This window comes from Trueperella abortisuis (assembly GCF_030811095.1).
GTDB lineage: Bacteria > Actinomycetota > Actinomycetes > Actinomycetales > Actinomycetaceae > Trueperella > Trueperella abortisuis.
On the sequence record NZ_JAUSQL010000001.1, the window covers coordinates 129,007 to 152,622 of the forward strand.

Consider the following 23,616-nt stretch of genomic DNA (forward strand, 5'->3'; position numbering starts at 1 on the left):
TAGTGTGTCATAAATCTCACTGTGGGGCGAGGGACCTCCGGCCCGGGTCCTCAGAGGATCATTGCCCGAGGTGGCGACGGTTTCTGGTACGCCATTCGCGAAACGCGGGGTCGTGTTGGGAAGATGTCAGACATGTTCGTATACTAAAAACCGTTTCTTTTGGTATCTCTAGATGTCAAAATGAACTCACAAAAACCGGTGACAATCCTTTCGGAGGCGGAGCGACCATGAGCAAACGTGCTGAGCGAGTCGTGGCGCATCTGCGCGCACTCGCGGCGCTGATGGCTGTGGCGGGCCTGGCGCTGGTCGGAGGTGTGCCGGCCGCCGTCGCGCAAGATTCCCCGACGCCTTCGGCCACGCTCGCCGAGGCATCCGATACCGCCACGCAGGCGGGTGACCAGGCGAACCCATCCGGCGGCGCTGACGCCGAGACGGCGGAGCCGGGAGCCGCTGAAAGCACCGACCCCTCGGTTGACAGTTCCGAGGAAGCCGCGCCCGAAACGCCAAGTGTCGATAATTCAGCGGGGGGGGGGCAGCTTCCTGAGCTAACCGCCCCGGATACGGCCGAGGGCGATACGGAGGCTGATCCGCAGGAGGGCGATCCGAGCTCCGCGGAGCCCAACTCTGACGAGCTCGAAGACTCGGGCCCGCTCATGTTCGCCGCGCTGGGGGCGGCGGGCTCGGCGCCGGGCATCGAGGCCCTGTCCACGAACGGCGAGCTTTACCTTGTCAATCCGGCGACGGCGGACATCACCCCGCTGCCGCCCTACCTGCCCGGCATCCAGAACCTCACCACGTACACGAGCGCCAACACCCGGCGAGAGGTTCGTGTTCCGCTGACTATGCCCGCGTGTAAGAACGCCCGCACCACAAGAACGGATGACAGGTACTGTTATTTCTCCAAGGGCATGAACTACAACGCCCTCGGCGTCGGGGAGGACGGCACCCGGTACGCGACGCTGAAGATCGGGCAGTCCGGCACCCCCTACGAAGGAAGGAGTGGCTCCTCAAAGGCGCCGCTCTTCCAGGTCTACAAGTACACGCCGGGGGAGATGGAGTGGAGCAAATTCGGAGACGAGTTCGAGTTCCCCTACAGCCGAGTTCAGGGCGGCCACGCCCCCAACGACCTCACCTTCAACGGCGGCCAGGTGGCCCCCGACGGAACCTACTACCTCGCGGTCACGGATCGCGAAGGCCTGACCAATGACACGCGCCTTGTCGCCCACGTCTACAGGATGACGCCCGACGGCGCGTTAGAGAAGGTCGGCGATGTCCGCGATTCCTCGCCGGGGGGCTCGAATAGCGACAACAACGGCGACTTGACCTTCACCGAATCCGGCGATCTCGTGGTGGCCTTTTCCCACCTGCGAGCCGACATTCCGGGCAGCTCGCAGGTGGGCTACAACGAGGTGAGCTTCGAGGTGGTGACGCGGGAAACTCTCGATTCGGCCTGGGGCGGCGAGCTCGCCTCCTATCACCTTGGCACCTCGAAGATTCGTCTAGGCCAGTACCGCTATGAGGAAAACTATGACGTGATGGCGACGACTGGCATCTCGATTGGGCCCGACGGCTCGCTCGTCACCTCGAACTTCAATAAGAACGACTCCATTTCGCATTTCTACCAGCACGACCCCAACGGTGTTGCACGCGAGATTCTCGCGATGCCGGGGGATCTGGGCACCTACGGGGAGATGGATCCGGACTCGCCGTGGGCGTATCCGCTTGCCAATTGGCTCCGAGGGCAGACTGACGCGGGCGATCCCTACTACCGGCCAGTGCCGTGGGTGGGCCAGATTTCCGATCTTGCCGGCAAAGCCGTCATCCCTTCCGTTGCCGCGAGGAAGGTCGTCGATGGCCGCGTTGAGGCCGACGACCAGTTCACGGTGAAAGTCGCGACGAACGAGATCTCCCGGGACGCGAGCACCTCAGGCGAGAAAAACGAGGTCACCACCCAGCGGCTCCCGGTGCTCGCAGGAACGCAGGTCACCCTCTCCGAGACGATCGACCGCCGCGGCGCCACGCTGGAGGGCTACACCATCACGCTTCGCTGCGACGGCGGCGTCCAGCCCACCACCCCAAAGATTTCGGGCGCCACGGCGACGGCGAGCGTCGTCATTCCGAACGCCGTCGGTGACGTGGTGTGCACCTTCACGAACACGGCGAAGGCCAACGGCGAGATGGAATGGGCGAAGGTGAACGAGGACGGCGAGTTGCTCCCCGGCTCGTCGTGGACGCTCGCACGCGAGGACGGCGCAACCTTTACCCTCGACGGCGCCACGCAGGAAGCGGCCAGCTTCACCGTCCCCGACGCGACGGCTTTCGGCGGCATCGACCAGGACACGGAGGAGGGGCAGCTGCTCCTCACCGGCCTTGAGCACGGTACCTACACGCTGACGGAGGCGGTCGCCCCCGCAGGCTACGTGAAGTCGGACAAGACCTACACGTTTACGATCAGCTCGTCGTCGCAGGAGGCACACGAGGTTGACCTCTACGACGGTCAAGATCCCGTCGAGACCGGGTACAAGCTTCACAACGCGGTGGTCAACACGCCGATCACGGGATCGCTGACCTTCGAGAAGCGCGCGAAGCAGGGCGCGGCGGCCACGGGTGACGAGCCGTTGCTGAGCGGGTCGGAGTGGGAGCTGACGAACACGACGACGAACGACGCGTGGACGATCACCGACTGCGTCGCCAATTCCCCCGCCGATTGCGAGCGCTCGGCGCACAACGACACAGACTCCCGGGCCGGAATCATCCAGGTCACGGGCCTCCCGCTCGGCACATACGAGCTGGTGGAAACGAAGGCTCCCGCGGGGTACGTCCTTGACGCGACGCCCACGACCTTCACAATCAACGCCGTCAACCCGAACGTGACGTTCGCGGGAGCGAAGGCGATCTACAACACACTACAGGCCGGACCTACGATTCCGCTCACCGGCGGGATCGGACGCGACTTCTACGCCTTCCTGGGTGCGGGGGTCCTCGGTTTCGCCCTGCTCATAAGGCTTACGCAATCGCGCAAGCGAAACTGAATCAGGGCGAAGTTCAGCCCACAAGACGAAAGGTACTCGAGTGCATTTCCTGAAAAAGATGAAGCAGCGCGCTGCGGCGGCGATGGTCGTCGCGGTGGCGTCCGTCCTCACCCTGGGTGTGGGCGTCGCAAACGCGGCCCCGGCGCCGGGTGACATGCCGACCGGGCAAGGGTCGATCACCATCCACAAGCACAAGGAAGTCGGCAACACCAACCAGCTCAAGCCGGACGGCACGTCGCAGGCGCCGAGCGATCCGCTCAAGGGCGTGGAGTTCACTGTCACGAAGATCGACGGCCTCAACCTCACCAACAACGCGGACTGGGCGAAGGTCAAGGATCTGACCGTCGATAAGCTCGGTCAGGGGGGAATCACCAAGGGGACGTCCCAGAAGGTGACGACCACAGATGACGGCTCAGTAGTTGTCAGTAACCTGGACATGGGTGTCTACCTCGTCGAGGAGACCGGGATTGGCGACAATGCCATCACCAAGAAGGCAGCTCCCTTCTTCGTGACCATCCCGCTCCCGTTTGACGGCAAGTGGATCACCAACGTTCACGTCTACCCCAAGAACGTCATCCAGCCTCCGGGCAAGAAGGAAGTCACGAACGACACCCAGACACACAAGGTCGGCGACGTCCTCGAGTGGACCATCGAAATGACGGCGACCACCGACAGCCCGAAGGCGTTCGGCGTGGTCGATGAGCTCAAGGATTACCTGAGCTATGTTGACCAGTCTGCGAAGGTCTACCTCAAGGATTCTGTCGATCCGCTGACAGACGTTACTGTTGAGCCGCTCACCGGCGGGAAGAACGGCGTCAAGATCACGCTCGGCGACACTGCGCGTGCACAGATCAAGAAGGGTGACACCGTCAAGTTCGTCCTCAAGACCACGGTAACCAAGATGCCGGACAGCGGCATTGTCGAGAACAGCGCGTGGCCGATCGACAACGACTACAACCCCTTCGACGATCCGAACGTCACGACCCCGCCGATCGTCCCGACCAAGGATCCCTACTTCGGCGACTACAAGTTCAAGAAGGTGGACGCTGATACCCCGGGCAAGGTGCTGTCGGGTGCCGAATTCGGCCTGTACCAGTGCAACGGCGACCAGACCACCGGCGATGCGATCGCGACCGTGGCCTCTGGCGAAGACGGCGTCGTCGCCTTCAACGGCATCTACCTCGGTAAGTTCGATAAGGGCACCGCGGCCGACCAGGCCACGAAGGAGTTCTGCCTCAAGGAGACCAAGGCTCCGGCCGGCTACGTCCTCTCTGACAAGGTGACCAGGGTGGAGATTGCCGCCGGTAAGGTGACGACCCCTGTTGACCAGCTCAGCACTGTGACGAACACCCCGCAGGACGGCCCGGACCTGCCCCTCACCGGTGCGGCCGGCACGCTGTTGCTGACTGTTGTTGGTATCGGCCTCGTGGGCGCCGGCGTGGCGCTCTACGCCGTGAACTCTCGTTCGCGTAAGCAGCGATAACAACACCTAAAGTTGTGGGGGTGCCTCGCACCCCCACAACTGTGCTATCCGGACTCTCATGCGTCGTCTTGTCAGCGCCTTCATCGTCGCGCTCTTCGTCCTGGCGGGGAGCGGGCTCATTCTCTACCCCACGATCGCCTCGTGGAAGAGCCAGTGGGATCAGTCCCAGGTGGTCGACTCCTACGCCAACCTAGTCGACCACGTCGAGCCGGACCGCCGCGCGCAGATTGAAGAGGCGCACAGATACAACGATCTGCTGGCCTCCGGGGCCGTCGTCGGATCGAATGAGCACGTGCCGCAGGGCTCCGGCGTCGTCGATCTCGAATCGAACCCGGACGTACTGCCCTACGATCAGCAGCTCAAGGCTGGCGAGGCGGGGATCATGGGCAGGATCCGCATTCCGTCGATCGACGTGGATCTGCCGATCTACCATGGCACGAGCGAGGAGACGCTACTGAAGGGCGCAGGTCATCTGGAGGGAACGTCGCTACCCGTGGGCGGGGACTCCACCCGGACGGTGATCACCGCACACCGCGGCCTGCCCGAAGCCACCCTCTTCAATAACCTCGACCAGGTCAAAGAGGGAGACACCTTCACGCTCGAGGTCTTTGGCGAGGTGCTGACGTACCGCGTCTTCTCCACGCAAGTGGTCGAACCCCAAGACAGTCAAGCGGTGCTCGTGGAGCCCGGCCGCGACCTGGCGACTCTCATCACCTGCACGCCGCTTGGCGTCAACTCCCACCGCATTCTCGTCACCGGCGAGCGCGTCATCCCCACCCCTGCCGCCGACGTTGACAACGCCGGGAAAGACTCCGAGCTCCCGCGCTTCCCCTGGTGGCTGCCCATCTCCATCACTGTGCTCCTGATCATCGCGGTTTATCTCGGCCGCGAGATTGTGCTTTACCGGCGTGCAGCCGGTGTCGCTAACGGGTGAGTTTGGTGGTTTTGCTCGGGAAATCTGGCGTTTTTGGGCTCAGATTCACCAGTTAGCAACGGCGCCGGTAAACCAGCCCGGCCGCAGGCAGCCCAGCCCCGCCTAGAGCCAGCCCTGATCAAGAGCGAAACGCGCCGCCTCCACGCGGGTGCTCACCCCCATCTTCCCGATTGCGCAGGAGAGATGGTTGCGCACCGTCCCCTCCGACAGGTGCACGCGCCGGGCGATGTCAGCCACCTTCCCGCCCTCGAGCGCGATGCGCAGGATCTCGCGCTCGCGAAGGGTGAGCGGGTTCGCCCCGGAAAACAGTGACTCGGTGGCGAGCGCAGGGTCAATCACCCGCTTGCCGGCGTGGACGTCGCGGACCATGTTGGCGAGCTGATCTGCCGGGGTCTCCTTGACGACGAACCCGGAGGCGCCGGCCTCTAGAGCCCGCTGCAGGTATCCCGGCCGCCCGAAGGTGGTCACCACCAGGCACTTGATCTCCGGCCACGCGGCCGAAATCTGCCGCGTAGCCTCGAACCCGTCCATGCCGGGCATTTCGATATCGACGAGGACGATGTCGGGTGCCGTCTTCTCCACCAGAGCCACGAGCTCCTCGCCGCAGCCGGCCTGCCCGACCACCTCAATTCCATCCTCGAGCGAGAGTAGTGCGGCGAGCGCTCCCCGCACGAGCGCCTGGTCGTCGGCAAGAACAACCCGAATCGTCATGACAGCTCCACCTCAATCCGCGACCCGCGCCCGCTCGGTCCGGGGCTGGTGATCCTCAGCCTACCGCCGGCGTTCTCCACCCGCTGGCGTAGGCCGCGTAGCCCGTTTCCCTCGACGAGCGGGGAGAACCCGACGCCGTCATCGGTCACAACGATCCGCTTCTCGGCGATGTCGATGTCGGCGTGCCGGGCCCCAGAATGCCGCACGATGTTGGTCATGGCCTCCCGGGCCACCCATCCGAAGAGGATGCGGTGGCCCGGGTCGGCGTCGTCGGCGGTGCCGGTGATGGTGAGGCTGATGCCGGCGTCGTCGGCGACCTCCTTGATGTGGGCGAGCTCGGAGGCAAGCTGGCGGCCGGCTAGCCCGGAGACCGTGGAGCGCACATCGGCGATCGCTTGTCGGCTGAGCTCGTTGATGTCGGCGAGTTCGGCGCGGACTCGGGTGGGATCGCGGTCGAAGAGTTTGGCGGCGAGCTCGGACTTGAGGGCGATGACGGTCAGGGTGTGGCCGAGGACATCGTGGACATCGCGGGCGATGCGTTCGCGCTCGTCGAGGGCGGCTTCGCGCCGGGCGGAGCGGTTTTCGCGCTCGGATTGGCGCGTGAAGAAACCTGTGGCCACGGTGGAGACGTATACGGCGACGGAGATGATCCCCAGCGCCCACGCGCCGTCGTCGGGGAGGTCCGAGGTGAGGAGAAGGACGCCGACGGTGAGTGCCGCGCCAACCGTGGAGCCGATGCGTGGCGGGAGGGTGGTGACGACCTGGGCGATGACGTAGATACCCATGGCGGCGGATCCCGGGTAGGCCAGGGTTAAGCCCACGAAGATGAGGAAAGAAGATGCGGCGAGCGCGGCTGAGACGGGGTAAAAGGTGTCGGAGAAGGGGTCTGGGCGGGTGAAGGCGTAGCTGGTGGCGGCCACGTAACTGGCGATGAAGGCGGCGATGCCTGCGAGCGGGATCGCCTTCGCCGAGGCGGGCGCGTCCTGGGCGAGGATCCCCATGACCGGCGGGATGAGGAATGCCAGCCACACGAAGGCCATGATCATGCCGACGATCCGGGAGTGGCGTTCCTCGCGATACCGGGCATTCGGGGGGTCGTGTTTCATGGCGCGCTCCTCATGGCCGGTGCGGACTTCGCGGGTGGCACCGGCCGGCCGCTCCGCGCCGCCCGGGCTAGCCGCGCCATCTGCGGGTTTTCCCATGATTGTATTCAGGACCGCTCGCCTCGGCGTCGCAGCGCGAGCGCGGCGAGCCCGACGAATACGAGCGTCCAGATGCCGTAGGAGAGGATGGCCTGCCATAGTTCGAGCGTGTAGGGCTCCCCGGTGCCCGTGGTCCACGTCCCCTCTGCCACAGGCCAGCGGGCGATCGTGATGTAGCCCCACATCGGGGTGAACTGGGAGGCCTCGAGCAGCTTGCCGGACAGCGGCACGAAGAGGTTGCCGGCGAAGGCGAAGAGGAGGATGAGGGCGCTGACCACCGACGTCGCCGACTGCGAGCCCATCACGTAGCTGACCGCGAGTCCGAGCAGAGCGTAGGGCAGGCAGCCGAGGACGACGAACACGAACGATCCCGCCCACGCCCACGCCGTGCCCTTCGCGCCGGTGGGGGCCGCCACCGCGTAGATAATGGCCACGGTGATGAGCGCGATGGTGGCGGCGGTGAGGGACTTGATGAGGGCGTAGCGGCTGGTGGTGAGCGGGGTGAGGGCGAGTTGGCGCCCCCAGCCCTGGAGGCGTTCGACCCCGGCCACGGAGGCGAAGCTGGCGGTGCCGAAGGCGGCGCCGTAGGCGGCCATTCCCACCATGATTGCCATGGCGATGTTGCCGTTGGCGGCCATCTGCTGCCCGTAGCTTTGGGCAGCGCCGAAAATGAGGTACATGAGCACGGGCACGCCGATGACGAAGAGGACTCCGGGGTCACGTAGCATGCGCTTGAGGTCGATGGCGATCACGTCAGGCTCCAATTGTGTCGGCCGAGGTCAGAGCGAGGAAGGCGTCCTCGAGGGAGGTCTCGGTGATGATGAGGTCGGTCAGGTGCGGGTGGGCGAGGAGGATGCGGGCGGCGTCGTCGGAGAGTGCCGTGCGCACCTCGAGTGCCCTGCCGTCCCACGACGCCGTGGTGCCCGGTAGCGCCGCGAGCTGCGCGGCGAGCGCGTCGCGTTCGGGGGCCGGCAGCGGGGAGCTGGCGGTGACCCGTACGTGGCGCAGGCCGGCGACGGAGCGCACCTGGCTGGTCGGCCCGTCGGCGACGATGTGGCCGGCGTTCATGAGGATCGTGCGCCCCGCGAACTCCTCGGCCTCGGCGAGGTAGTGGGTGGCGAAGATGACGGTGCGCCCGTGATGGGCCTCTTCGTGAATGTTGGCCCAGAAGTCGCGGCGGGCGGCGACGTCCATGCCGGTGGTGGGCTCGTCGAGGATAAGGACGTCGGGTTCGGGCAGGAGGGCGAGGGCGAACTTGAGGCGCTGTTGCTCACCGCCGGAGCATTTGCCGACTGTGCGGCGGGCGATCGCGGTGAGGCCGGCGCGTTCGAGCACAGAGTCGATGGGCTGGGTCTTCGGGTAGCAGGCGGCGATGTAGGCAACGGTGTCGCGTACGCTCATGTCGGCAAGGAGGCCGCCGCTCTGTAGTAGGGCGCTGATGCGTCCGCCGCGGATTGCGGCCGCAGGGGTGGTGCCCAGCACGCTGACCTGCCCGGAGGTGGGGTGGGTCAGGCCGAGGATCATGTCGAGCGTGGTGGTCTTGCCGGCCCCGTTTGGGCCAAGGAGTGCAACGACTTCGCCGGGTTCGATATCGAGATCGATGGCGTTGACGGCGGTTACCTTGCCGAATCTCTTGGTCAGTGCCGTGGCGTGAATTGCGTTCATGACTCCATTGTGCCCGTAGCGCATGCGCGCGCAGAAGTGCCGGGTGATCAGACTTTTCCATGACATCGGTCATGGGTTTGCCGTCTCACCCGGCACGAGCTTGCCGACGAGACCGACGAGGCCGACGACGCCGGGGCTGGCCGGCGTCTGAGGCCGCGGCCGGCGCCGGAACCTTTCGGCTGCCGGCGCCGGCTGGCCCTAGTCGTTCTTGCGCGTCTTTTGCGAGGAAACCATTGCCTGAATCGGGGCTGTGCTCGCCACCGCGGCGAGGGTGAGGATGACGCCGAGGATGACCACCCATGCGAGGATGATGAGGTTATCGGCGTTGGTCTTCTGCTGGGCGGCTATTCCGAGTAGTGCGCCTAGGCTGATCGTCACAGTGAGCATGAGCAGGAGCGGCGGGATGACCTGCCACATGCGCGCCCTGAGAAGGGTCGAGTAGGGAAGACCGATCCGCGTGAGTGCCGCGGACTCGTCGGCGCGGTCGAACACGTCGGAGGCCTGGTGGATGAGCGTCCCCGTGGCGCCAAGAATCAGGGAGAAGGCCAACGCGATGGTAACGCCTTTGGTGATATCGGAGATGAGGGCCTGTTTGAGAGTCTCCGTGGCGGCATCCGGGACGGGAGCGTCAAGCGTTATAGGAACGGTGAAGACAACGACGGCCGCTACCAGAGCCATGAGCGAGACCGCGGAGACATTGCGCCAGGCGGCGCGCGGGTCGTCAAGGACGCGGCGGGTGCCGATCAGTCGCGCGGCGTGGGCGGTGCGGGCCACCGGGCGTGCCGCGAGCTGGATGAACAGCGGGCCGGCGAGCGAGACCATAAGGAAGAAGACCATGAGCATCAGCGCCGACATGACGATGTTCGCCGTGGAGCTCTCGCCAGGATCGAGGGTTTGGATCATGACACCAAGCACCGGAACTGCGATGAGCACGCCGATGCCGCGCCAGTATCGCAACGCCTTGGGCGTCTCCCGCCGCGAGACGCCGAGGGGAGAGATGGATACGCGCCACAGGCCGGCAAGCGTGGAGCCCATCGTGATAAGCCCGATGAGCGCGGCCGCGGCGAGCCAGCCCCACCAGGGCAGTAGCATCTCGGTGGAAGAGATGGGCAGGGTCGCAAAGCTCATCTGTGACCACGCCGGCAGGCTCAGCAGATAGATGGCCCCGCCGATCGCGAAGCCGACGGCCGACTGAATGAGGGTCTCCACGAGGGTCATGAGGTTGACCTGCCCGGCGCTAAGCCCGATGAGGCGTAGCGAGGCGAGCCGGCGGGCGCGTCCGTTCGCGCCCAGCCGCGCGGCTGACGCGCCGAGGGAGAGGAGCGGAATGATAAGCAGACCCAGGGCGAGGACCGCGAGGCTCATGTAGACCTCGGCCAGCCCGTTCGTGATCTCGGCCGGAATGCCCTGCTCGGCTAGGCGCGGCACGAGCGTGTGGAGGCGCTGGTAGAACATCCACACGCCGCCGGCCGTGGTGAGCAGTAGCCAGGAGGAGACGGAGAAGGCGACGACGGCGAGCGCGTCTAGTAGCGCGTGCCCGCGGGCGTTACGAATTCGGGACAGGGCAAGCTGGCCTGCCATGTGCAGCGTGTTCATCGGGCCACCTCCGCGCCCTGCACGTGGGCCATCGGGCGGTCGGTGTGGATGAGCCCGTCGCGGATCTCCACCAGGCGCTCGCACCAGGAGGCCACCTTGAGGTCGTGCGTGACCACCACGAGCGTGGTGCCGTTCATGCGTGCGGTGGTGGTCAACAGCTGCATGACCTCGTGCCCCGTGGCCTGATCGAGCGCGCCGGTCGGCTCGTCAGCGAAGATGATCGCCGGGTTGGACACCATCGCGCGGGCGATCGCCACGCGCTGGGCCTGCCCACCCGACATCTCGCCGGGACGCTTCTTGGCCTGGTCGGCCACCCCGAGCCGGTGGAGCCATTCCTCGGCGTGGCGCAGTCCCTCCCCGCGCTTCGTGCCGGCGGCGAACAGCGGTAGCGCCACATTCTCGCGAGCCGTGAGTTCCGGAACCAGCTGCCCGTCTTGGAAGACGAAGCCGAAACGCTCGCGGCGGAGCCGGGACCGGCCGGCGTCGCCCAGCGAGGTGACGATGGTGGAGCCGAGCCGAACCTCGCCGTCGTCGGGAACGAGGATCCCGGACAGAACGTGCAGGAGCGTGGACTTGCCGGAACCCGAGGGGCCCATGATGGCCACGAGCTCGCCAGCGTCAATGTGCAGGTCCACCCCGGCGAGGGCGTGGACCGTTCCGTAAGTCTTGACCAAGTGTGATGCGTTGAGTTCGTTCATGCTTCCATTCAAGCCCTGTGGGCCGGGGTAGACCATGGTGCTGCCTGCCGACTTTATGGTAGAGCCAGGTCTACCTTTGCGCAGGTCGGCCCGGTGTACTTCAGCGTGGTGACGGGCGCCGATAGGCTAGGGGTATGTGGAGAAAGAAGGATGTCGCGCGCCGGATCGAGGAACTGACCGCCTCGCGCCGGCAGATCGTGTCCGCGTTCGAGATCGAGCGGCGCCGCATCGAGCGCGATCTTCACGACGGCGCCCAGCAGCACCTCGTCGCCTCCGGCATGGCGATCGGCGAGGCCCAGTTCCTGCTGGATATGGCCGCCGCCGCGGGCGAGCTGCCCGCCGCGCTCGCGGACCTGCCGCAGATTGTGACGCGTGCCCTGCAAACAAATGAGGCGGCGTTGCGAGCCCTGCGTGAGACCGTCCACGAGATTCACCCCAAGGCGCTCTCCGATCTGGGGCTTGAGTGGGCGGTGCGCGGGGCGGCCGAGCGGAGCCCGGTGTCGGTGCGTGTGGTCGTGCCGCACCCGCTACCCGACATGCCCGAGGGGGTCATTGCCGCCGCCTACTTCCTTGTCAGCGAGGCGTTGACGAACGTGGCCAAGTACGCCCCCGACTCCCGGGCGACGCTGCTGTTGGCGGCGGACGAGCATTTGAAGGTCTCGATCGTCGACGAGGGGCCGGGTGGCGCGAAGATCATCCCCGGTCACGGCCTGGCCGGCCTGCGCGAGCGGCTGGCCGCATTCGGCGGGAATCTGGAGGTCAACTCGCCTGCCGGTGGGCCGACGTCGGTGGTGGGCGTGATCCCGCTGCTGCTCCACCGGGGGGAAAGTGCGATTGGGGGAACGCGATGAAGATATTCCTTGCCGACGACGCGACGCTCGTACGCGAGGGCTTAGCCGGCATCCTGGAGCGGGTGGGGCACACCGTGGTGGGGCAGAGTTCCGACGCGCCGACCACGCTCGCCGCGGTGCGCGAGCTCCGCTCCGCTGACCCGGGCGCGGTGGATGTGCTGGTCACGGACGTGCGCATGCCGCCCACCATGAGCGACGACGGGCTTCGGGTTGCCGTCGACCTGCGGGCCGACTTCCCCGACCTTTCCGTCATGGTGCTCAGCCAGTACGTGGCCCCCGCCTACGCCTCGGCACTGTTTGACCCGGTGGCGATGGCCCGGCCCGGCGCCGACCGGGGAGGCTTAGGGTACCTGCTCAAGGAGCGGGTGGCGCGGGTGGCGGACTTCGTGCATTCGCTGTCGATCGTGGCGGGCGGGGGCGTTGTTGTCGATCCGGAGGTGGCCGTGGGGCTGGTGCGTGGGAAGGCGAGCGCCCTGGATGCGCTGACCCCGCGCGAGTCCGAGGTGCTCGAGCTGATGGCGCAGGGAAAGTCGAATACGGAGATCGCGGCTCAGCTGTACCTGTCCGGCGCGGCGGTGTCCAAGCATGTGGCTAACGTGTTTTCCAAGCTGGGTTTGCCTGCCGGCGAGGAGAACCGGCGCGTGCGGGCGGTGCTGACGTATTTGACGGCCACCGGCGCGGTGTAGGCCGGGCGGGTGCCGGGTGCCCTCACGCCCCACATTTCCGCGCCCAATCGGGCAGAACCACCCACCCGGCGACAGTTCTATTGAATATGCCGACTACCGATCGCTATAGGGGCCTGGTCGGTCTCAGATTCAGGTGTTGTGTCGGGTTGCGACACAACACCTGAGAATTTGGCAGACCCGGCGAACGCCGGGTGCTTGTGTAGCGCCGCCCAAATCTGACTAGCGACGCTCGAGGTTGGCCGCCGCATCCGCGTTTGGCCAACGATGCTCGAATCTGACCAGCACGCCCGAGTCTGCCCGCCGTATCCGAGTTTGACCGCCGGGCCCGAGTTTGGACGCCGCGCCCAAATCTGCCCGCCGCGCCCAACCAATACCACGTCACACCGTTCACTCCTGCAACATGAGTCCCACATGTCACACGTCAGGCGGTGCTGAAATGATTCGGGTGTGGGTAACTGGTGAGTTTGAGTCGGGAAAGGGCGGGTTTTGGCCATGAAATCTCTCAGGCTCACCAGTTAGCAACACGCAACCCCACCAGGAGTTACTGGCCGGACAGACCCGTGTGGACAACAGGTGAATTTGGGGCGGAAAGGGGCGGTTTTGGCCACGAAACCTCTCAGGCTCACCAGTTAGCAACAGACCCCGCATCGAGAGCCCGCCCGGAAGTCTTGACCCGCGGTCAGGCCTCTACCTAGCTCAACTGTTCACAATCTCCCTGGGGAACGTGCCTAGGCTGGGTGCCAACTTGATCGAGTCGCCCTGGCAGGGGACAAGCATCAGGTCCGATATTTCGCAAACCTTGCAATCGAAACGCCTAGCACACCCGGGCGGGTTAGTGTAGTCTAAAAATATGAAAAGGCCCACATCCGCTATGGTTCTCGCGGTTATCCTCCTGGCTTCCGCGACGGGCTTCGCCACGGCAACCGACGGCAGCTCAGATTTGCCGGTTGCTGTCGACGATTCGGGTGCGACGAGAATCCCTGTTTCTTCTCTTGCACAACCTGTTGATTATCCGCAACCCGTTGAATATTACGCGGCATCTGCAGAGGAGATCGGATTGCTCCCCGAAGATGCTTCGCATACAGCCGGTGGTTTCGAGATCGTCGGGCAATACTATGACGCGGATCTGGATCAGGGATTCGTTGCGATTTCACACGACGATGCGGTGGTAGCTAAAGCACGGTTCGAGATATCTGCTCAACGCGCTCTTAGTCCGCATGATCTTTCTGAGGGGGTGAGTACGGCTCTTGATGAGCTTGATCGCGACGGCGTCATTGTTGTGATGTCGAAGTACAATCCGGCACAGATCTCATCTGCTATGGAGCAGCTGGCGTCCCACTTTGAAAACACTGGCGCACGGGTTATCTCCGGATATCAGGCTCAACGTGACACGATCGAACTCACTGGTGAGTTGACGCAGGCTGATCTTGACGCGCTCCCGGATACGGGTGTGGGGTACTCCTTCTCGCCGGGTTACTACCAGGATGATGTCCACAATGAGAATGTGCGGGCGCCATTTGTTGGCGGGGCTGCAGTTTTTGGCTATCAACAGGGAGAATTGGTTCGGTGTACGAGCGGCATCCCTGCGCTAAATGCCAACGGTACTCGTGGGTATTTCACGGCAGGTCACTGCTTCGATCTGCTTTCCTATGTCTGGACCTCCTCTTCGTTGTCGGGAGCTTCCAACTCGTCCTCCCAGAATGGTGATTCTGGGGGGTTCGGTCTACGCCAACTTTGGCGGCTCGGTAAGGGTCACTGGCACAATAACGGGACATGTTGACTCGCCAAGTGCAGGGTCAACCACTTACGTGACGGATTGGCGCGCAGTGCGCGATAACTATGGAGCTCGATTGATTTATGGGTAAGGTCAAGATCGGCGCCTTGGCGGCCACGTGTGTCATCCCCTTCGCCTTGTCCGGGTGTTCGACGGGCGCGGAACTGAAAGCACCCACGCTTGAAGCTTCCCCGGCTGTCGTGGACATTGCCATCGTGACAACCTTGAAGGAGATCAGGGTGGCTGACGAGCAGTTGTGCCCTGTCAGCGAGCACGGCGCTCTCCTCCTCTTCTCAGGATCGGCAACGGGACCAGCGGATGGCTCTTATCTCGAGGTCAACGGCACGAAGATCGAGGTCGGGGACGTCTTCGAAACGGGCCAGCAGTCCGATATTGAGGGCGGATACGACTGCGGCGGCGAGCATTATGGCAAGGCAAGCCACGTGCTTGTCGAGAAGATTACCAAGACCAGCTAGATCGGCTTCGCGCGGGCAATTCAAGCAACGTGGGCGATGTTGGGGCCATCTCCTTGTGGAGAAGCCTCCCGACATCGCCCAGTGAGCATAAGTTCATTCGGACTGAGCGGCCAGCGGCGGCAGGTGCGCCCGCCAGAGCCGGTGCCACCTCCGCCCACATGCAACACTTATCCGCTAACTGCGACGTTAATTCCCCGCATTTTACCGTTACATATTGTGCATTAGTGCTGTATTTGCGGTTTTGGCTCGGCTTGCACCAGCGCACTAGCCCGCCGAGCCAGCCCGCCGCCCCGCTGCACCAACCCGCCGTACCAGCGCACGGCCCTGCTTGGCCACCATCAGCGCGCGATAGATCGGGCCGAGGACGGGAAGATCCCACGCGCCGTCGACCTCGACGTCGCCAGCGGCGTAGCGGCGCTTGTTGATGCCGAGCTCGTCGAGGTTGGGGCAGGGCATCGAGTCAACGCCCATGAGGTCAAGTCCGGCCACGCCCTCCTCGCCCATGACCTTGGCGCTCCAAAAATCCAGGAATTGAGAGGCGAGGACCTCGCGCGCCGCGTGGGAGTGCGCGCCGTAGTACTGGCAGGCCTGGCCGTCGTTGACGAGCACCAGCACCCATGCCACGATTGCGCCACCGTGTTCGACGCCGAAGAGGCGCGCGTGGTCGGGCCCGAGCGCGTCGAGCATGTTCCAGTACACCTCCATCGGGTGGATGGAGAAGCCGTTGCGCTGCGCCGTCTCGCGCAGAACCTCGTAGACGGGGGCGAAGTCGGCAAGAGCGATCCCCGTCAGGTCCACGGCCTTAGCGCCGGCCTTCTCCATGCGGCTCATCGCGCGGCGCACGGCTCGTCGGCCGTCGTTCGGCATGGCGGCGAGGATCTTCTCCGGGTCCCCGCCGCAGGTGTCGATGACGACGGTGCGATCGTAGGTGAGGGTGGTGAGGAGGTCGTGCGGGTCGGGGGTGGAGTACTTGGCGTGCAGGCGGATGAAGGCGACCTTGGGGTCGAGCTTGTGGATCTCGGCCTTGAGGGCCGCGCGCAGAGCCGCTTCGTTGTCCGGGGACTGAGAGCGTAGCCAGAGCGGGCCCTTCTTCGCCCACAGGAACTTGACCCCGCGGATCTCGTGCTCGACCAAGGAGATGAGGGCGAGCCTCTTGCCGCCTTTGGAGAAGGCGAATCGGCCGAAGGTCGACCGGCCGCAGCGTTCTTCGAAGGCGTCCCACGCGGCGGATTACTCAATGGGCAGCGGCTTGACGCCTGCCGCGGTCGTGCGCATTTCCTAGGCGGTGATGGGCGCGAGTTCATATGGCATGACGATTCTCCCCTATCGGTTGGCTTGACTTCCAAGCTTACCGATCGCCGACGCCGCACCATCGGCCCCGCTCGTGTCCCGACGACGACGCCGCCCGCCGCGGGCGGGGTGGAATGCGCCTCTGTGATTCGAAAGCGGATACTATATGTATTTTTCGGGACTTTGCGACACACAAGATTTAGTGTTTTTAGGTTTACCCCAGAAACTACTGAACGCGTCGCGGCAACACGCGCGCACAGGTGAAGTCGGAAGGAAATTGCCATGTCGCTCCTCGCTCATGATCACACTGTGGAAGAGACCCCCGCCGAGCCTGCGCTCACGGTCGTCAAGCGTACCTGCGGCTATCTCGGTAATCCGGTCAAGCGACCGATGGTTCACGGTCGGCACATGGAGATCTCCGCGCGCGTGAAGCACATGGATGCTCTCGAATGATCGACGATGACGGCGTGACCGTCCCGGCTCCCTGCCAGTGGGATGGGCGGGCGCTGTTCGCGGGTAACTACGCGGACTACAAGCCGTTCAATTTCGTGGATGGGGAGGGTGTGCGTTGCTCGCTGTACGTGTCGGGTTGTCCGTTTCGGTGCCCGAACTGCTACAACAGGGCGACGCAGTCCTTCCGGTATGGTCAGCCCTACACGGACGAGCTGGAGGAGCGGATCCTGGCCGAGAACGTGGACGGCTCGCATAAAAACGAGCTGATCAATAATCATCGATGGAAAGAGGTTCTTGAAGTTTAGATCGCAACTTTCGAGTGGGTGACCTGGTCGAACCAGGCTTGTCTCTACCACGGCTCCGACTACCGCACGCCGGTCGAGGTTGAGAACGACTACTGGCACATCGCAAGCAAATCAGGGAGAATGAGAACCAGGGAAAATGCCTAGAAAGCAAACACGGGACACTTCAATAGCTGCACGCGCTGTTTGTTCCACTTAGCAGGCAACCACACGAGGGATGGGGATTTATGAGGGGCGGTTTTTTCACGCGGTCTAGATTCACCGTGAATGTGACGCTGATCGCGATCGTATCCGTTGCCCTTGTGTTGGGGTTCGGTGGTCCGCTGGTTAAGCCGCTAGACGCGCAAGCGGGGTATGGCACGGGAAGCGCCACCACGCCTGATCCGAAAAGCCAATACATTGACATCGTCAATTGGGTGGATTTCAACCAAGTGTCCGCGCTGATGAAGCGCTATAAGCCGACTCCTCGTACGGACGGCTCGGCTGGACGGATCGAAAACGCCGATCTCCCCGTCAGCGTTTCCTCAACGACTCAAATCGGCGAGGCCCAGATGATCACCACGTGTACGGTCAGTCAGCTGAGGAGACTTGGTGGCACAACACCTGCCTCGAATTTCCAGACGGTTGATTTTCACTGGCCTGGTGGGTGGATCTCGGACGGATTCGACGAGTATTACGGTGATCAGCAGCTGACTGGAATTGGCTCCGCTGGGGGTGAGTTTAACTTCGACGTGTCATGTGACGTGAAACTCAAGACGGGCCCTGCGGCCGAACCCGTAGAAATCCCAGTACAGGGCCTCGTGTTCGCGAACGCGGAGTCGCTGGACAATGAGAAAATCGCTATTCAACCGAGTTCCTCGACGGGGCAGGATCTCACGTGGCGCCTACTCGAATACGAGAATCAGTGTGGCCCACGGCGCGGAACCACCCAGCTGGGAGTGGATGCCTCTAACACACTGACGATGACGTCTAACCAGTCGTATTGCCGCGATGGCCTCTTCTCCTTCACAAATATGTTTGCCGAGGGAGCCGATTCGGCGTGGATCCACATGGCGCTCACTCGAGGTGGGAACTACCTGGCCATTGGCGTGGTTGCTGCGTATGACTCCGGCGACGCCCCGCTCAGCTACGGTGAGGCCGGCGCCATCTTCCAGCCGGTCGTGTCCGGTGGCGCCATTGAGCCGAACACGAGCCTGAAAAATGCGGATGCTATTCCTCAAGCCACCGTCAGATACGCCTCCAGCCCGGTGCTCGGCGCCCTCGCTCCTGATGGCGACATGTCCAATATGCAGGCGGACAACTCGTGGTATGACCTCGCAGGGGATGACCGCAACGGTTGGCCGGGGCGCAACGATGAAGACGCGCTTGCGGAACCGGTGGTGGTGCCCGCGCTGGCGGCTACCTATCAACACACTTTCCCGTGCAGTAGCAATACATCGCCAACCTATGTAGCTGGCTGGCTGGACTGGAACGGGGACGGCACATTCACCGCCAGCGAGCGTAGCTCGGGGCAGTGCGTGGATGGCAAAGCGGTCCTAGAGTGGGACGTCACCGATGCCATGCTTCCCACCGACCGCACACCCGGCGTGCTCGGATCCGCCCTTCGCCTCATGATCTCCACCACTGAGATCAACGAAGCCAACGGGATCACGGACTCCGGCCTCGGCGTGCTACAAAACGGTGAGGTCGAGGATCACGCCGTCACGATCGTCAAGCCCGGCTTCACCGTCACAAAGGAGACTCTAGACGCGGCGGGAGTCGCCACTCCCGCCGCCGGATGGGAGTTCACCGCCGCGGCAGCTCAAGGAGCGCCGCTGTTGGCGGAGGTCTCGGCCACGAATCCGGGTGGAAACGCCGTCGGTACGTTGACCCAGACGACCGCCGCTGGCGCCACCACGCTTCACTTCCCGTTGACCTTTGCTCAGGTTGATCCGGCCACGCCGGTGCCGCTGACCAATGCGGCCGCGAGCTTTGCCAACGTCTCGGCAGATATCAAAATCGATGAAGCGACCCAGCCCGGATACTTGCTGTTCGAGCAGAATGGCGCGGCGGCCACGGGCGCACTTCGGGACAGGGCAGCCACCGGCCTCGCGGACGCCAGCGTATACGGCTACCCGGATATGGTTATGCCCACGTGGGTCGGAAACAACACCGATGCGCAGACCGGCCACGGTTCAGGCTTCACCCTGCGTGACTTTACGCCGCTGACGGTGGCGGACTACACGGTTCGTAACCAGCCCACGGGCGGCTTCGAGGTGACGCCGGCGGTCGATACGAGCCAGGTTGAGCTTTCCCCGGGCGAGGCCGTGGATCCAAACCTGACCTTCGAGGGCACGTGGCAATGCACGCCGCCAGCCTCCTTTACCGGGCCCACCGGCACGGACGCCACCCAGCCGCAGGTGGTGACCGGCACGTGGGGGCCGGTAGCTGCCGGTGCCACGGCAACCGTGATCGGCGACGGCGCTGCGACGCCGAAGATTCCCTTGGGATCGGTGTGTACCGTGACTCAGACGCAGCGCGCGAGCACCTCGCCCGGCAATGAGACCAACTCCGCCCCCATAGCTGGCGCGACGCAGTACACGTGGGGCGAAACAACGTATGCCCCGCAGGAAGTGACTGCGAAGAACGTGGCACTCGGCCAGCAACTGGACGCCGTGACCGTGACGAACCCCGTGGTCGATAGCCCGGTGACGGACGTGACGTTCACCAAGGTCAACCCCGAAGGTGCAACCTTGCAGGGCGCAACTTTCCAGCTAACCGGCCCCGCGGGCTTCGACTCGCGTGCGATCAGCGACTGCACGGCCAGCCCGTGTGATCCCACCTTGGGTGATATCAACCCCGCCCCCGGCGTCTACACGATCGAGGGCCTGCCGGTTGGTGAGTACACGCTCGCCGAAACAAACGCGCCGGCCGGCTATGACAGCCAGCGGATGAAGTTCCGAGGAGCGGCTGGGGACTACGCGGCGTCGGTGACCTTCGGCGTCGTCGTAGACGACCTCACCAACCCTGCTGGGAAAACGCTCGCTGACCTCGAAAACGCGCGCCTCCCCCTCGCCGGCCTGCCGGGGTTGCCCATGAGTGGCGGCCTGGGCGAAGACGCCTTTAAGGTGCTTGGAGGAATACTTGTGCTCTTCGCCGCCGGGGTAGGGCTGTACGCCGGCTGGCGGCGGCGAAACGGCGGGCTAGCCGATGGGAGGGTGGGCCTATAGCGACCTCTCATCAGCCCGGACAAGCCCGGAACTTCGGATAGATACTTTGACACCACACACGTCACACATGGAAACAAGATAAGGAAGAAAAGATGGCAACAAAGACACTGCACACGCCGCGCGTGGTCGTTGCTCTTGCCGCTGCGATCACGGTGCTGTTCGCGTGGCTAGTGGCCGCTCCGAGTGCGGTAGCCGCGCCCGGAAATATTGACACGACGCAAAAGGGTACGATCACGGTTCACAAGTTTGAGAACCTCGATCCGGCGCCCACGAATCCAAACAACGGTACTGAGCAGACGATAACAGGTGCGAAGCCTATTGCCCAGGTAACCTTCACCTACGCCAAGGTGGGCGGCATCGACCTCACCACCTCCGAGGGATGGACGGCCGTTCAGGGGCTGACGATCAACGATCAGGGCCAGGTGGTCAATGGTGCTACGACGTACACGGTCGGAGCAGCAACCCCGATGGGTCCGACCGACGACACCGGCACGACCTCAGTGGGCGACCTCGACCTCGGCGTTTACCTCGTCACCGAGACGGATGCGCCTAGCAACGTCGTCGCCAAGGCGGACCCGTTCCTCGTGACCGTGCCGATGCCGAACGCGGACGGCTTCCTCTACAACGTCCACGTCTACCCCAAGAACACCGTGCTTCAGGATGACGAGAAGCCGGTCAAGAAGGTGGACAACCCGGGCTCCACGCACTTCCCGGGCGACGCCATCTCCTGGACGATCACCCAGAAGATCCCGACCCTCAAGGCCGGCGAGACCCTCACGAGCTACAAGGTCACCGACCAGATGCCTGCGGGCGTTGACAAGGTCGACGGCGCCACTGGCGTGACCGTCAGCGTCGATCGCGCTGGAGCCCCGGTTGCTCTGGATGCCGGCGACTACAAGGTCACCGTCAGCGACGCTAACCTTGTGACCGTCGAGTTCACCCCCGCCGGGCTTGCCAAGCGGCAGCAGGGCGACGTCGTCTCCGTGAAGATCGCGACGACGGTGAGCACCAACGTGGCTGGTCCTCTCGAGAACCAGTCGACCACCACGATTAACGGCGTCGACTTCGCCTCCACCCCGGGCGACGGCACTGGCGAAACCCCGACCACCACCGATTTCGCACCCTTCACCATCGCCAAGGTGAACGAGAAGAACGAGGCGCTGGACAACGCGGAATTCCAGATCTTCCCGCTGCCCGCAGGCGCTGATCAGTGCCCGGCCGAGGTCCCGGCTGACACCAAGACCGTCACCGTGAAGACGGGCTTCAACCAGGATGCTACGGGCAACGCGCCGGGCGCTGCTGGCACCGCCGGTCAGGCCACCCAGGTGCTCGTGGCAGGTGACTACTGCGTGAAGGAGACCGTGGCCCCCGCTGGCTACACGGCCGAGGGAAGCGGCTACGCCGAATTCACCAAGGTGACAGTAGCTGCTGACACCGACGCGGCTGTTGTTGATCTGACTGTTACCAACAAGCTCGCTGGTTCCGGCGCGGGATCGCTCTTGCCGGGTCTGCCCCTCACCGGTGCTCAGGGCACCGTGCTGTTGATCGGCACCGGCGCGGTCATCGCGCTGGCTGGCTTCGTGCTGGCATCAGTCGCTCGCCGCCGCCGCGAGGTTGACGCCTAAACACTGTATGTGATGGCGCTGTGGCGGGGCTGCACCGATATCCTTCGGTGCAGCCCCGCCTGCGGCATTCCTGATCCAGCATGAGACGAGCGGGGGAACTGATGAAGGGTACAGCGCGGCAGTCGGCCCGTCATAAGTCGCATCACTCAATCACTCGGGCGACGTGGCCCGAGCTTGCGGCCGTTATCTTATTCATCGTCGGCATTTCCGTGGCGTTCTATCCGCCCACCGCACAGTGGGTCACCCAGTTCAACCAGTCAAAGATCGCTCAGGCCGCCGTAGAAAACGCCAAGTATGCTGAGCCTAGCCAAGCTAAGCAGGTGGTCAACGCGCTGGAGTACAACGCGGCGCTTGCTGACAACGTGCTTGTCGACATCGACGGGCGCATCCCCACGCTCAGGTCCGGGCAAAAGACGCCCGAGGTGCTCGGCCTACTACCCTACGATCAGCAGCTACGCGTCGATTCCACTGGGCTCATGGGCCGAATCCGAATGCCGGCGGCCGATGTTGACATCCCGATCTACCACGGTACCTCGGACGCCACGTTGCTCAAAGGGGCCGGTCATTTGCGGGGCACGGCTCTGCCCGTGGGTGGTGAGGGCGGTCGCACAGTGATCACGGCCCATCGCGGGCTCGCGGAGGCCACGATGTTCACCCACCTCAACCGCGTGAAAACGGGCGACGAATTTACCCTCGAGGTGTTTGGCGAAGTGCTCGTTTACCGAGTGTTCGACATCAAGGTGGTCGAGCCGGAGGACACAGAAACAATTAGAGCCGTACCGGGCGAAGACCTCGCCACCCTCATCACATGTACGCCCCTTGGCATCAACACGCAGCGCATCGTCATCACCGGCGAGCGGGTACTCCCGACGCCGGACGACGCGCTGGCCGCGGCCGGTAACCCCTCCGAGCTCCCTAGATTCCCGTGGTTCTTGGTAGCGTGGGCGGGCCTCGTGACCGCATTTGTTGGCTACTACGTTCGGGCGCGCCGAAAGGAAAAGGCGCGCCGGCAGCGCCGCTATGCCTGAGTGGAGGCCGAGCCCATACGCCTGCTGGCGCGAGCCGCGCCGACCAGAGTCTCGAGTGCTTCGGTCAGGGCGCGCACGGCGTCTTCGACGGGCATCGACGGCGGGAAGTCTGTCTCCGCGCTCGCGGTAGGCACTCCGCCGGCGTCCCGACTCGTCAGCGCCGCCGTGTGTGCCCGGGCGAGCTCCGGCGTGAACGGCACGTGGACGAATCCCGCCGGCACGCCTTCCCGGCCGATCTCGCCGGACGGGCGGGGGCCGGTGCTCATGGAAAACAGAGTATCCGCGGCACCCGCGGGGGAGGTTTTCTATTTTGAGAAAAAGCCTTTCTCAAATATTTGTTAAGAATCCTCATGCCTTGTAATGAAAGAAAATCCGCCGATGTAGTGAGGGCCACGGCACATTCTCCACGAAGCATCGCCGGAGTTTCACACGCCTGAAAGATAATAATGATGCGAGATTCTGATCGCCCTTGGCTTAGAGGAGACACCATCTTCGCCTCAGCACCCGGGGGAGTGCTTATCTCCAATGCGACGACAGGTTGTGAAATCGCCGGTGAGTCCGCCGAGTCGTTCGCCGTCGATCAGTTCGAAAAGCTCGCGCC

Annotated in this window: 20 protein-coding genes; 12 read left to right on the forward strand and 8 right to left on the reverse strand. The window is 64.1% G+C overall.

What is annotated here, in order from left to right:
- Positions 1-227: 227 nt before the first annotated feature.
- From J2S45_RS00580 to J2S45_RS00590, 3 genes are read left to right on the forward strand one after another with little or no spacing between them, the layout of a single operon-like run.
- Positions 228-3,032, forward strand: coding sequence for an MSCRAMM family protein (locus tag J2S45_RS00580; protein ID WP_307634171.1), 2,805 nt, complete (start codon positions 228-230; stop codon positions 3,030-3,032).
- Positions 3,033-3,072: 40 nt separating this feature from the next.
- Positions 3,073-4,515 carry a SpaH/EbpB family LPXTG-anchored major pilin gene (locus J2S45_RS00585; RefSeq protein ID WP_307634172.1) on the forward strand — a complete coding sequence of 481 codons (1,443 nt, stop codon included), beginning with the start codon at positions 3,073-3,075 and terminating at the stop codon, positions 4,513-4,515.
- A gap of 58 nt (positions 4,516-4,573) precedes the next feature.
- Entirely contained in the window at positions 4,574-5,449 is an 876-nt protein-coding gene (locus J2S45_RS00590; RefSeq protein WP_307634173.1) for a class C sortase, read from the forward strand.
- 102 nt (positions 5,450-5,551) lie between these two features.
- Here the strand turns inward: J2S45_RS00590 and J2S45_RS00595 are convergent, their stop codons facing one another.
- The 6 genes from J2S45_RS00595 to J2S45_RS00620 form a co-directional block, all read right to left on the reverse strand.
- The gene (locus J2S45_RS00595) at positions 5,552-6,160 is read right to left on the reverse strand and encodes a response regulator transcription factor (protein WP_307634174.1); all 609 of its coding nucleotides are present in this window, start codon (positions 6,158-6,160) and stop codon (positions 5,552-5,554) included.
- The gene (locus tag J2S45_RS00600) at positions 6,157-7,266 is read right to left on the reverse strand and encodes a sensor histidine kinase (RefSeq protein WP_307634175.1); all 1,110 of its coding nucleotides are present in this window, start codon (positions 7,264-7,266) and stop codon (positions 6,157-6,159) included. The genes J2S45_RS00595 and J2S45_RS00600 overlap by 4 nt, the downstream gene beginning before the upstream one ends.
- 104 nt (positions 7,267-7,370) lie before the next feature.
- Positions 7,371-8,114 carry an ABC transporter permease gene (locus J2S45_RS00605; protein ID WP_307634176.1) on the reverse strand — a complete coding sequence of 248 codons (744 nt, stop codon included), beginning with the start codon at positions 8,112-8,114 and terminating at the stop codon, positions 7,371-7,373.
- A 1-nt stretch (position 8,115) separates the two neighbouring features.
- Entirely contained in the window at positions 8,116-9,027 is a 912-nt protein-coding gene (locus J2S45_RS00610) for an ABC transporter ATP-binding protein (RefSeq protein ID WP_307634177.1), read from the reverse strand.
- Positions 9,028-9,225: 198 nt separating this feature from the next.
- Positions 9,226-10,623, reverse strand: a complete 1,398-nt coding sequence (locus tag J2S45_RS00615; RefSeq protein WP_307634178.1) for an FtsX-like permease family protein — start codon at positions 10,621-10,623, stop codon at positions 9,226-9,228.
- Positions 10,620-11,321 (reverse strand): ABC transporter ATP-binding protein, encoded by a 702-nt coding sequence (locus J2S45_RS00620; RefSeq protein WP_307634179.1) that lies wholly within the window; start codon positions 11,319-11,321, stop codon positions 10,620-10,622. The genes J2S45_RS00615 and J2S45_RS00620 overlap by 4 nt, the downstream gene beginning before the upstream one ends.
- Positions 11,322-11,455: 134 nt before the next feature.
- Here J2S45_RS00620 and J2S45_RS00625 point away from each other — a divergent pair, with 134 nt between their 5' ends.
- From J2S45_RS00625 to J2S45_RS00640, 4 genes are all read left to right on the forward strand, one after another.
- Entirely contained in the window at positions 11,456-12,172 is a 717-nt protein-coding gene (locus J2S45_RS00625; protein ID WP_307634180.1) for a sensor histidine kinase, read from the forward strand.
- Positions 12,169-12,858: a response regulator transcription factor gene (locus tag J2S45_RS00630; RefSeq protein ID WP_307634181.1), complete on the forward strand. Its 690-nt coding sequence runs from the start codon at positions 12,169-12,171 to the stop codon at positions 12,856-12,858. The genes J2S45_RS00625 and J2S45_RS00630 overlap by 4 nt, the downstream gene beginning before the upstream one ends.
- Before the next feature lie 871 nt (positions 12,859-13,729).
- A complete protein-coding gene (locus J2S45_RS00635) occupies positions 13,730-14,638 on the forward strand; it encodes a chymotrypsin family serine protease (RefSeq protein ID WP_307634182.1) in 909 nt (302 codons plus the stop codon).
- A 77-nt stretch (positions 14,639-14,715) separates the two neighbouring features.
- The gene (locus J2S45_RS00640) at positions 14,716-15,108 is read left to right on the forward strand and encodes a hypothetical protein (RefSeq protein ID WP_307634183.1); all 393 of its coding nucleotides are present in this window, start codon (positions 14,716-14,718) and stop codon (positions 15,106-15,108) included.
- Between the two features lie 264 nt (positions 15,109-15,372).
- On the opposite strand, the gene J2S45_RS00645 is transcribed toward J2S45_RS00640, so the two are convergent.
- A complete protein-coding gene (locus tag J2S45_RS00645; protein ID WP_307634184.1) occupies positions 15,373-16,242 on the reverse strand; it encodes a lipid II:glycine glycyltransferase FemX in 870 nt (289 codons plus the stop codon).
- A 438-nt stretch (positions 16,243-16,680) separates the two neighbouring features.
- Between J2S45_RS00645 and J2S45_RS00650 the strand changes: the two genes are divergently transcribed.
- The 5 genes from J2S45_RS00650 to J2S45_RS00670 all read left to right on the forward strand — a co-directional run bounded on the left by J2S45_RS00650 (position 16,681) and on the right by J2S45_RS00670 (position 23,015).
- Positions 16,681-16,851 (forward strand): hypothetical protein, encoded by a 171-nt coding sequence (locus tag J2S45_RS00650; protein ID WP_307634185.1) that lies wholly within the window; start codon positions 16,681-16,683, stop codon positions 16,849-16,851.
- Positions 16,848-17,156 carry a 4Fe-4S cluster-binding domain-containing protein gene (locus J2S45_RS00655; RefSeq protein WP_307634186.1) on the forward strand — a complete coding sequence of 103 codons (309 nt, stop codon included), beginning with the start codon at positions 16,848-16,850 and terminating at the stop codon, positions 17,154-17,156. The genes J2S45_RS00650 and J2S45_RS00655 overlap by 4 nt, the downstream gene beginning before the upstream one ends.
- Before the next feature lie 413 nt (positions 17,157-17,569).
- Positions 17,570-20,362: a GEVED domain-containing protein gene (locus J2S45_RS00660; RefSeq protein ID WP_307634187.1), complete on the forward strand. Its 2,793-nt coding sequence runs from the start codon at positions 17,570-17,572 to the stop codon at positions 20,360-20,362.
- 92 nt (positions 20,363-20,454) lie between these two features.
- On the forward strand, positions 20,455-21,987 hold the full coding sequence (locus J2S45_RS00665) for a SpaH/EbpB family LPXTG-anchored major pilin (protein WP_307634188.1): 1,533 nt from the start codon (positions 20,455-20,457) through the stop codon (positions 21,985-21,987).
- 101 nt (positions 21,988-22,088) lie between these two features.
- Complete coding sequence (locus J2S45_RS00670; RefSeq protein ID WP_307634189.1) at positions 22,089-23,015, forward strand: class C sortase; 927 nt, start codon at positions 22,089-22,091, stop codon at positions 23,013-23,015.
- Here J2S45_RS00670 and J2S45_RS00675 read toward each other — a convergent pair.
- Positions 23,006-23,281: a hypothetical protein gene (locus J2S45_RS00675; protein WP_307634190.1), complete on the reverse strand. Its 276-nt coding sequence runs from the start codon at positions 23,279-23,281 to the stop codon at positions 23,006-23,008. The two genes, J2S45_RS00670 and J2S45_RS00675, sit on opposite strands and share 10 nt — an antisense overlap.
- Between the last annotated feature and the right edge of the window lie 335 nt (positions 23,282-23,616).

What these genes read in the sequence shown, in the direction of transcription:
- J2S45_RS00675 (WP_307634190.1), bottom strand. Translation starts at nt 23,281, where the DNA reads ATGAGCACCGGCCCCCGCCCGTCCGGCGAGATCGGCCGGGAAGGCGTG.
- J2S45_RS00600 (WP_307634175.1), bottom strand. Translation starts at nt 7,266, where the DNA reads ATGAAACACGACCCCCCGAATGCCCGGTATCGCGAGGAACGCCACTCC.
- J2S45_RS00595 (WP_307634174.1), bottom strand. Translation starts at nt 6,160, where the DNA reads ATGACGATTCGGGTTGTTCTTGCCGACGACCAGGCGCTCGTGCGGGGA.
- J2S45_RS00640 (WP_307634183.1), top strand. Translation starts at nt 14,716, where the DNA reads ATGGGTAAGGTCAAGATCGGCGCCTTGGCGGCCACGTGTGTCATCCCC.
- J2S45_RS00665 (WP_307634188.1), top strand. Translation starts at nt 20,455, where the DNA reads ATGGCAACAAAGACACTGCACACGCCGCGCGTGGTCGTTGCTCTTGCC.
- J2S45_RS00630 (WP_307634181.1), top strand. Translation starts at nt 12,169, where the DNA reads ATGAAGATATTCCTTGCCGACGACGCGACGCTCGTACGCGAGGGCTTA.
- J2S45_RS00655 (WP_307634186.1), top strand. Translation starts at nt 16,848, where the DNA reads ATGATCGACGATGACGGCGTGACCGTCCCGGCTCCCTGCCAGTGGGAT.
- J2S45_RS00610 (WP_307634177.1), bottom strand. Translation starts at nt 9,027, where the DNA reads ATGAACGCAATTCACGCCACGGCACTGACCAAGAGATTCGGCAAGGTA.
- J2S45_RS00625 (WP_307634180.1), top strand. Translation starts at nt 11,456, where the DNA reads ATGTGGAGAAAGAAGGATGTCGCGCGCCGGATCGAGGAACTGACCGCC.
- J2S45_RS00635 (WP_307634182.1), top strand. Translation starts at nt 13,730, where the DNA reads ATGGTTCTCGCGGTTATCCTCCTGGCTTCCGCGACGGGCTTCGCCACG.
- J2S45_RS00590 (WP_307634173.1), top strand. Translation starts at nt 4,574, where the DNA reads ATGCGTCGTCTTGTCAGCGCCTTCATCGTCGCGCTCTTCGTCCTGGCG.
- J2S45_RS00650 (WP_307634185.1), top strand. Translation starts at nt 16,681, where the DNA reads ATGTCGCTCCTCGCTCATGATCACACTGTGGAAGAGACCCCCGCCGAG.
- J2S45_RS00580 (WP_307634171.1), top strand. Translation starts at nt 228, where the DNA reads ATGAGCAAACGTGCTGAGCGAGTCGTGGCGCATCTGCGCGCACTCGCG.
- J2S45_RS00615 (WP_307634178.1), bottom strand. Translation starts at nt 10,623, where the DNA reads ATGAACACGCTGCACATGGCAGGCCAGCTTGCCCTGTCCCGAATTCGT.
- J2S45_RS00620 (WP_307634179.1), bottom strand. Translation starts at nt 11,321, where the DNA reads ATGAACGAACTCAACGCATCACACTTGGTCAAGACTTACGGAACGGTC.
- J2S45_RS00670 (WP_307634189.1), top strand. Translation starts at nt 22,089, where the DNA reads ATGAAGGGTACAGCGCGGCAGTCGGCCCGTCATAAGTCGCATCACTCA.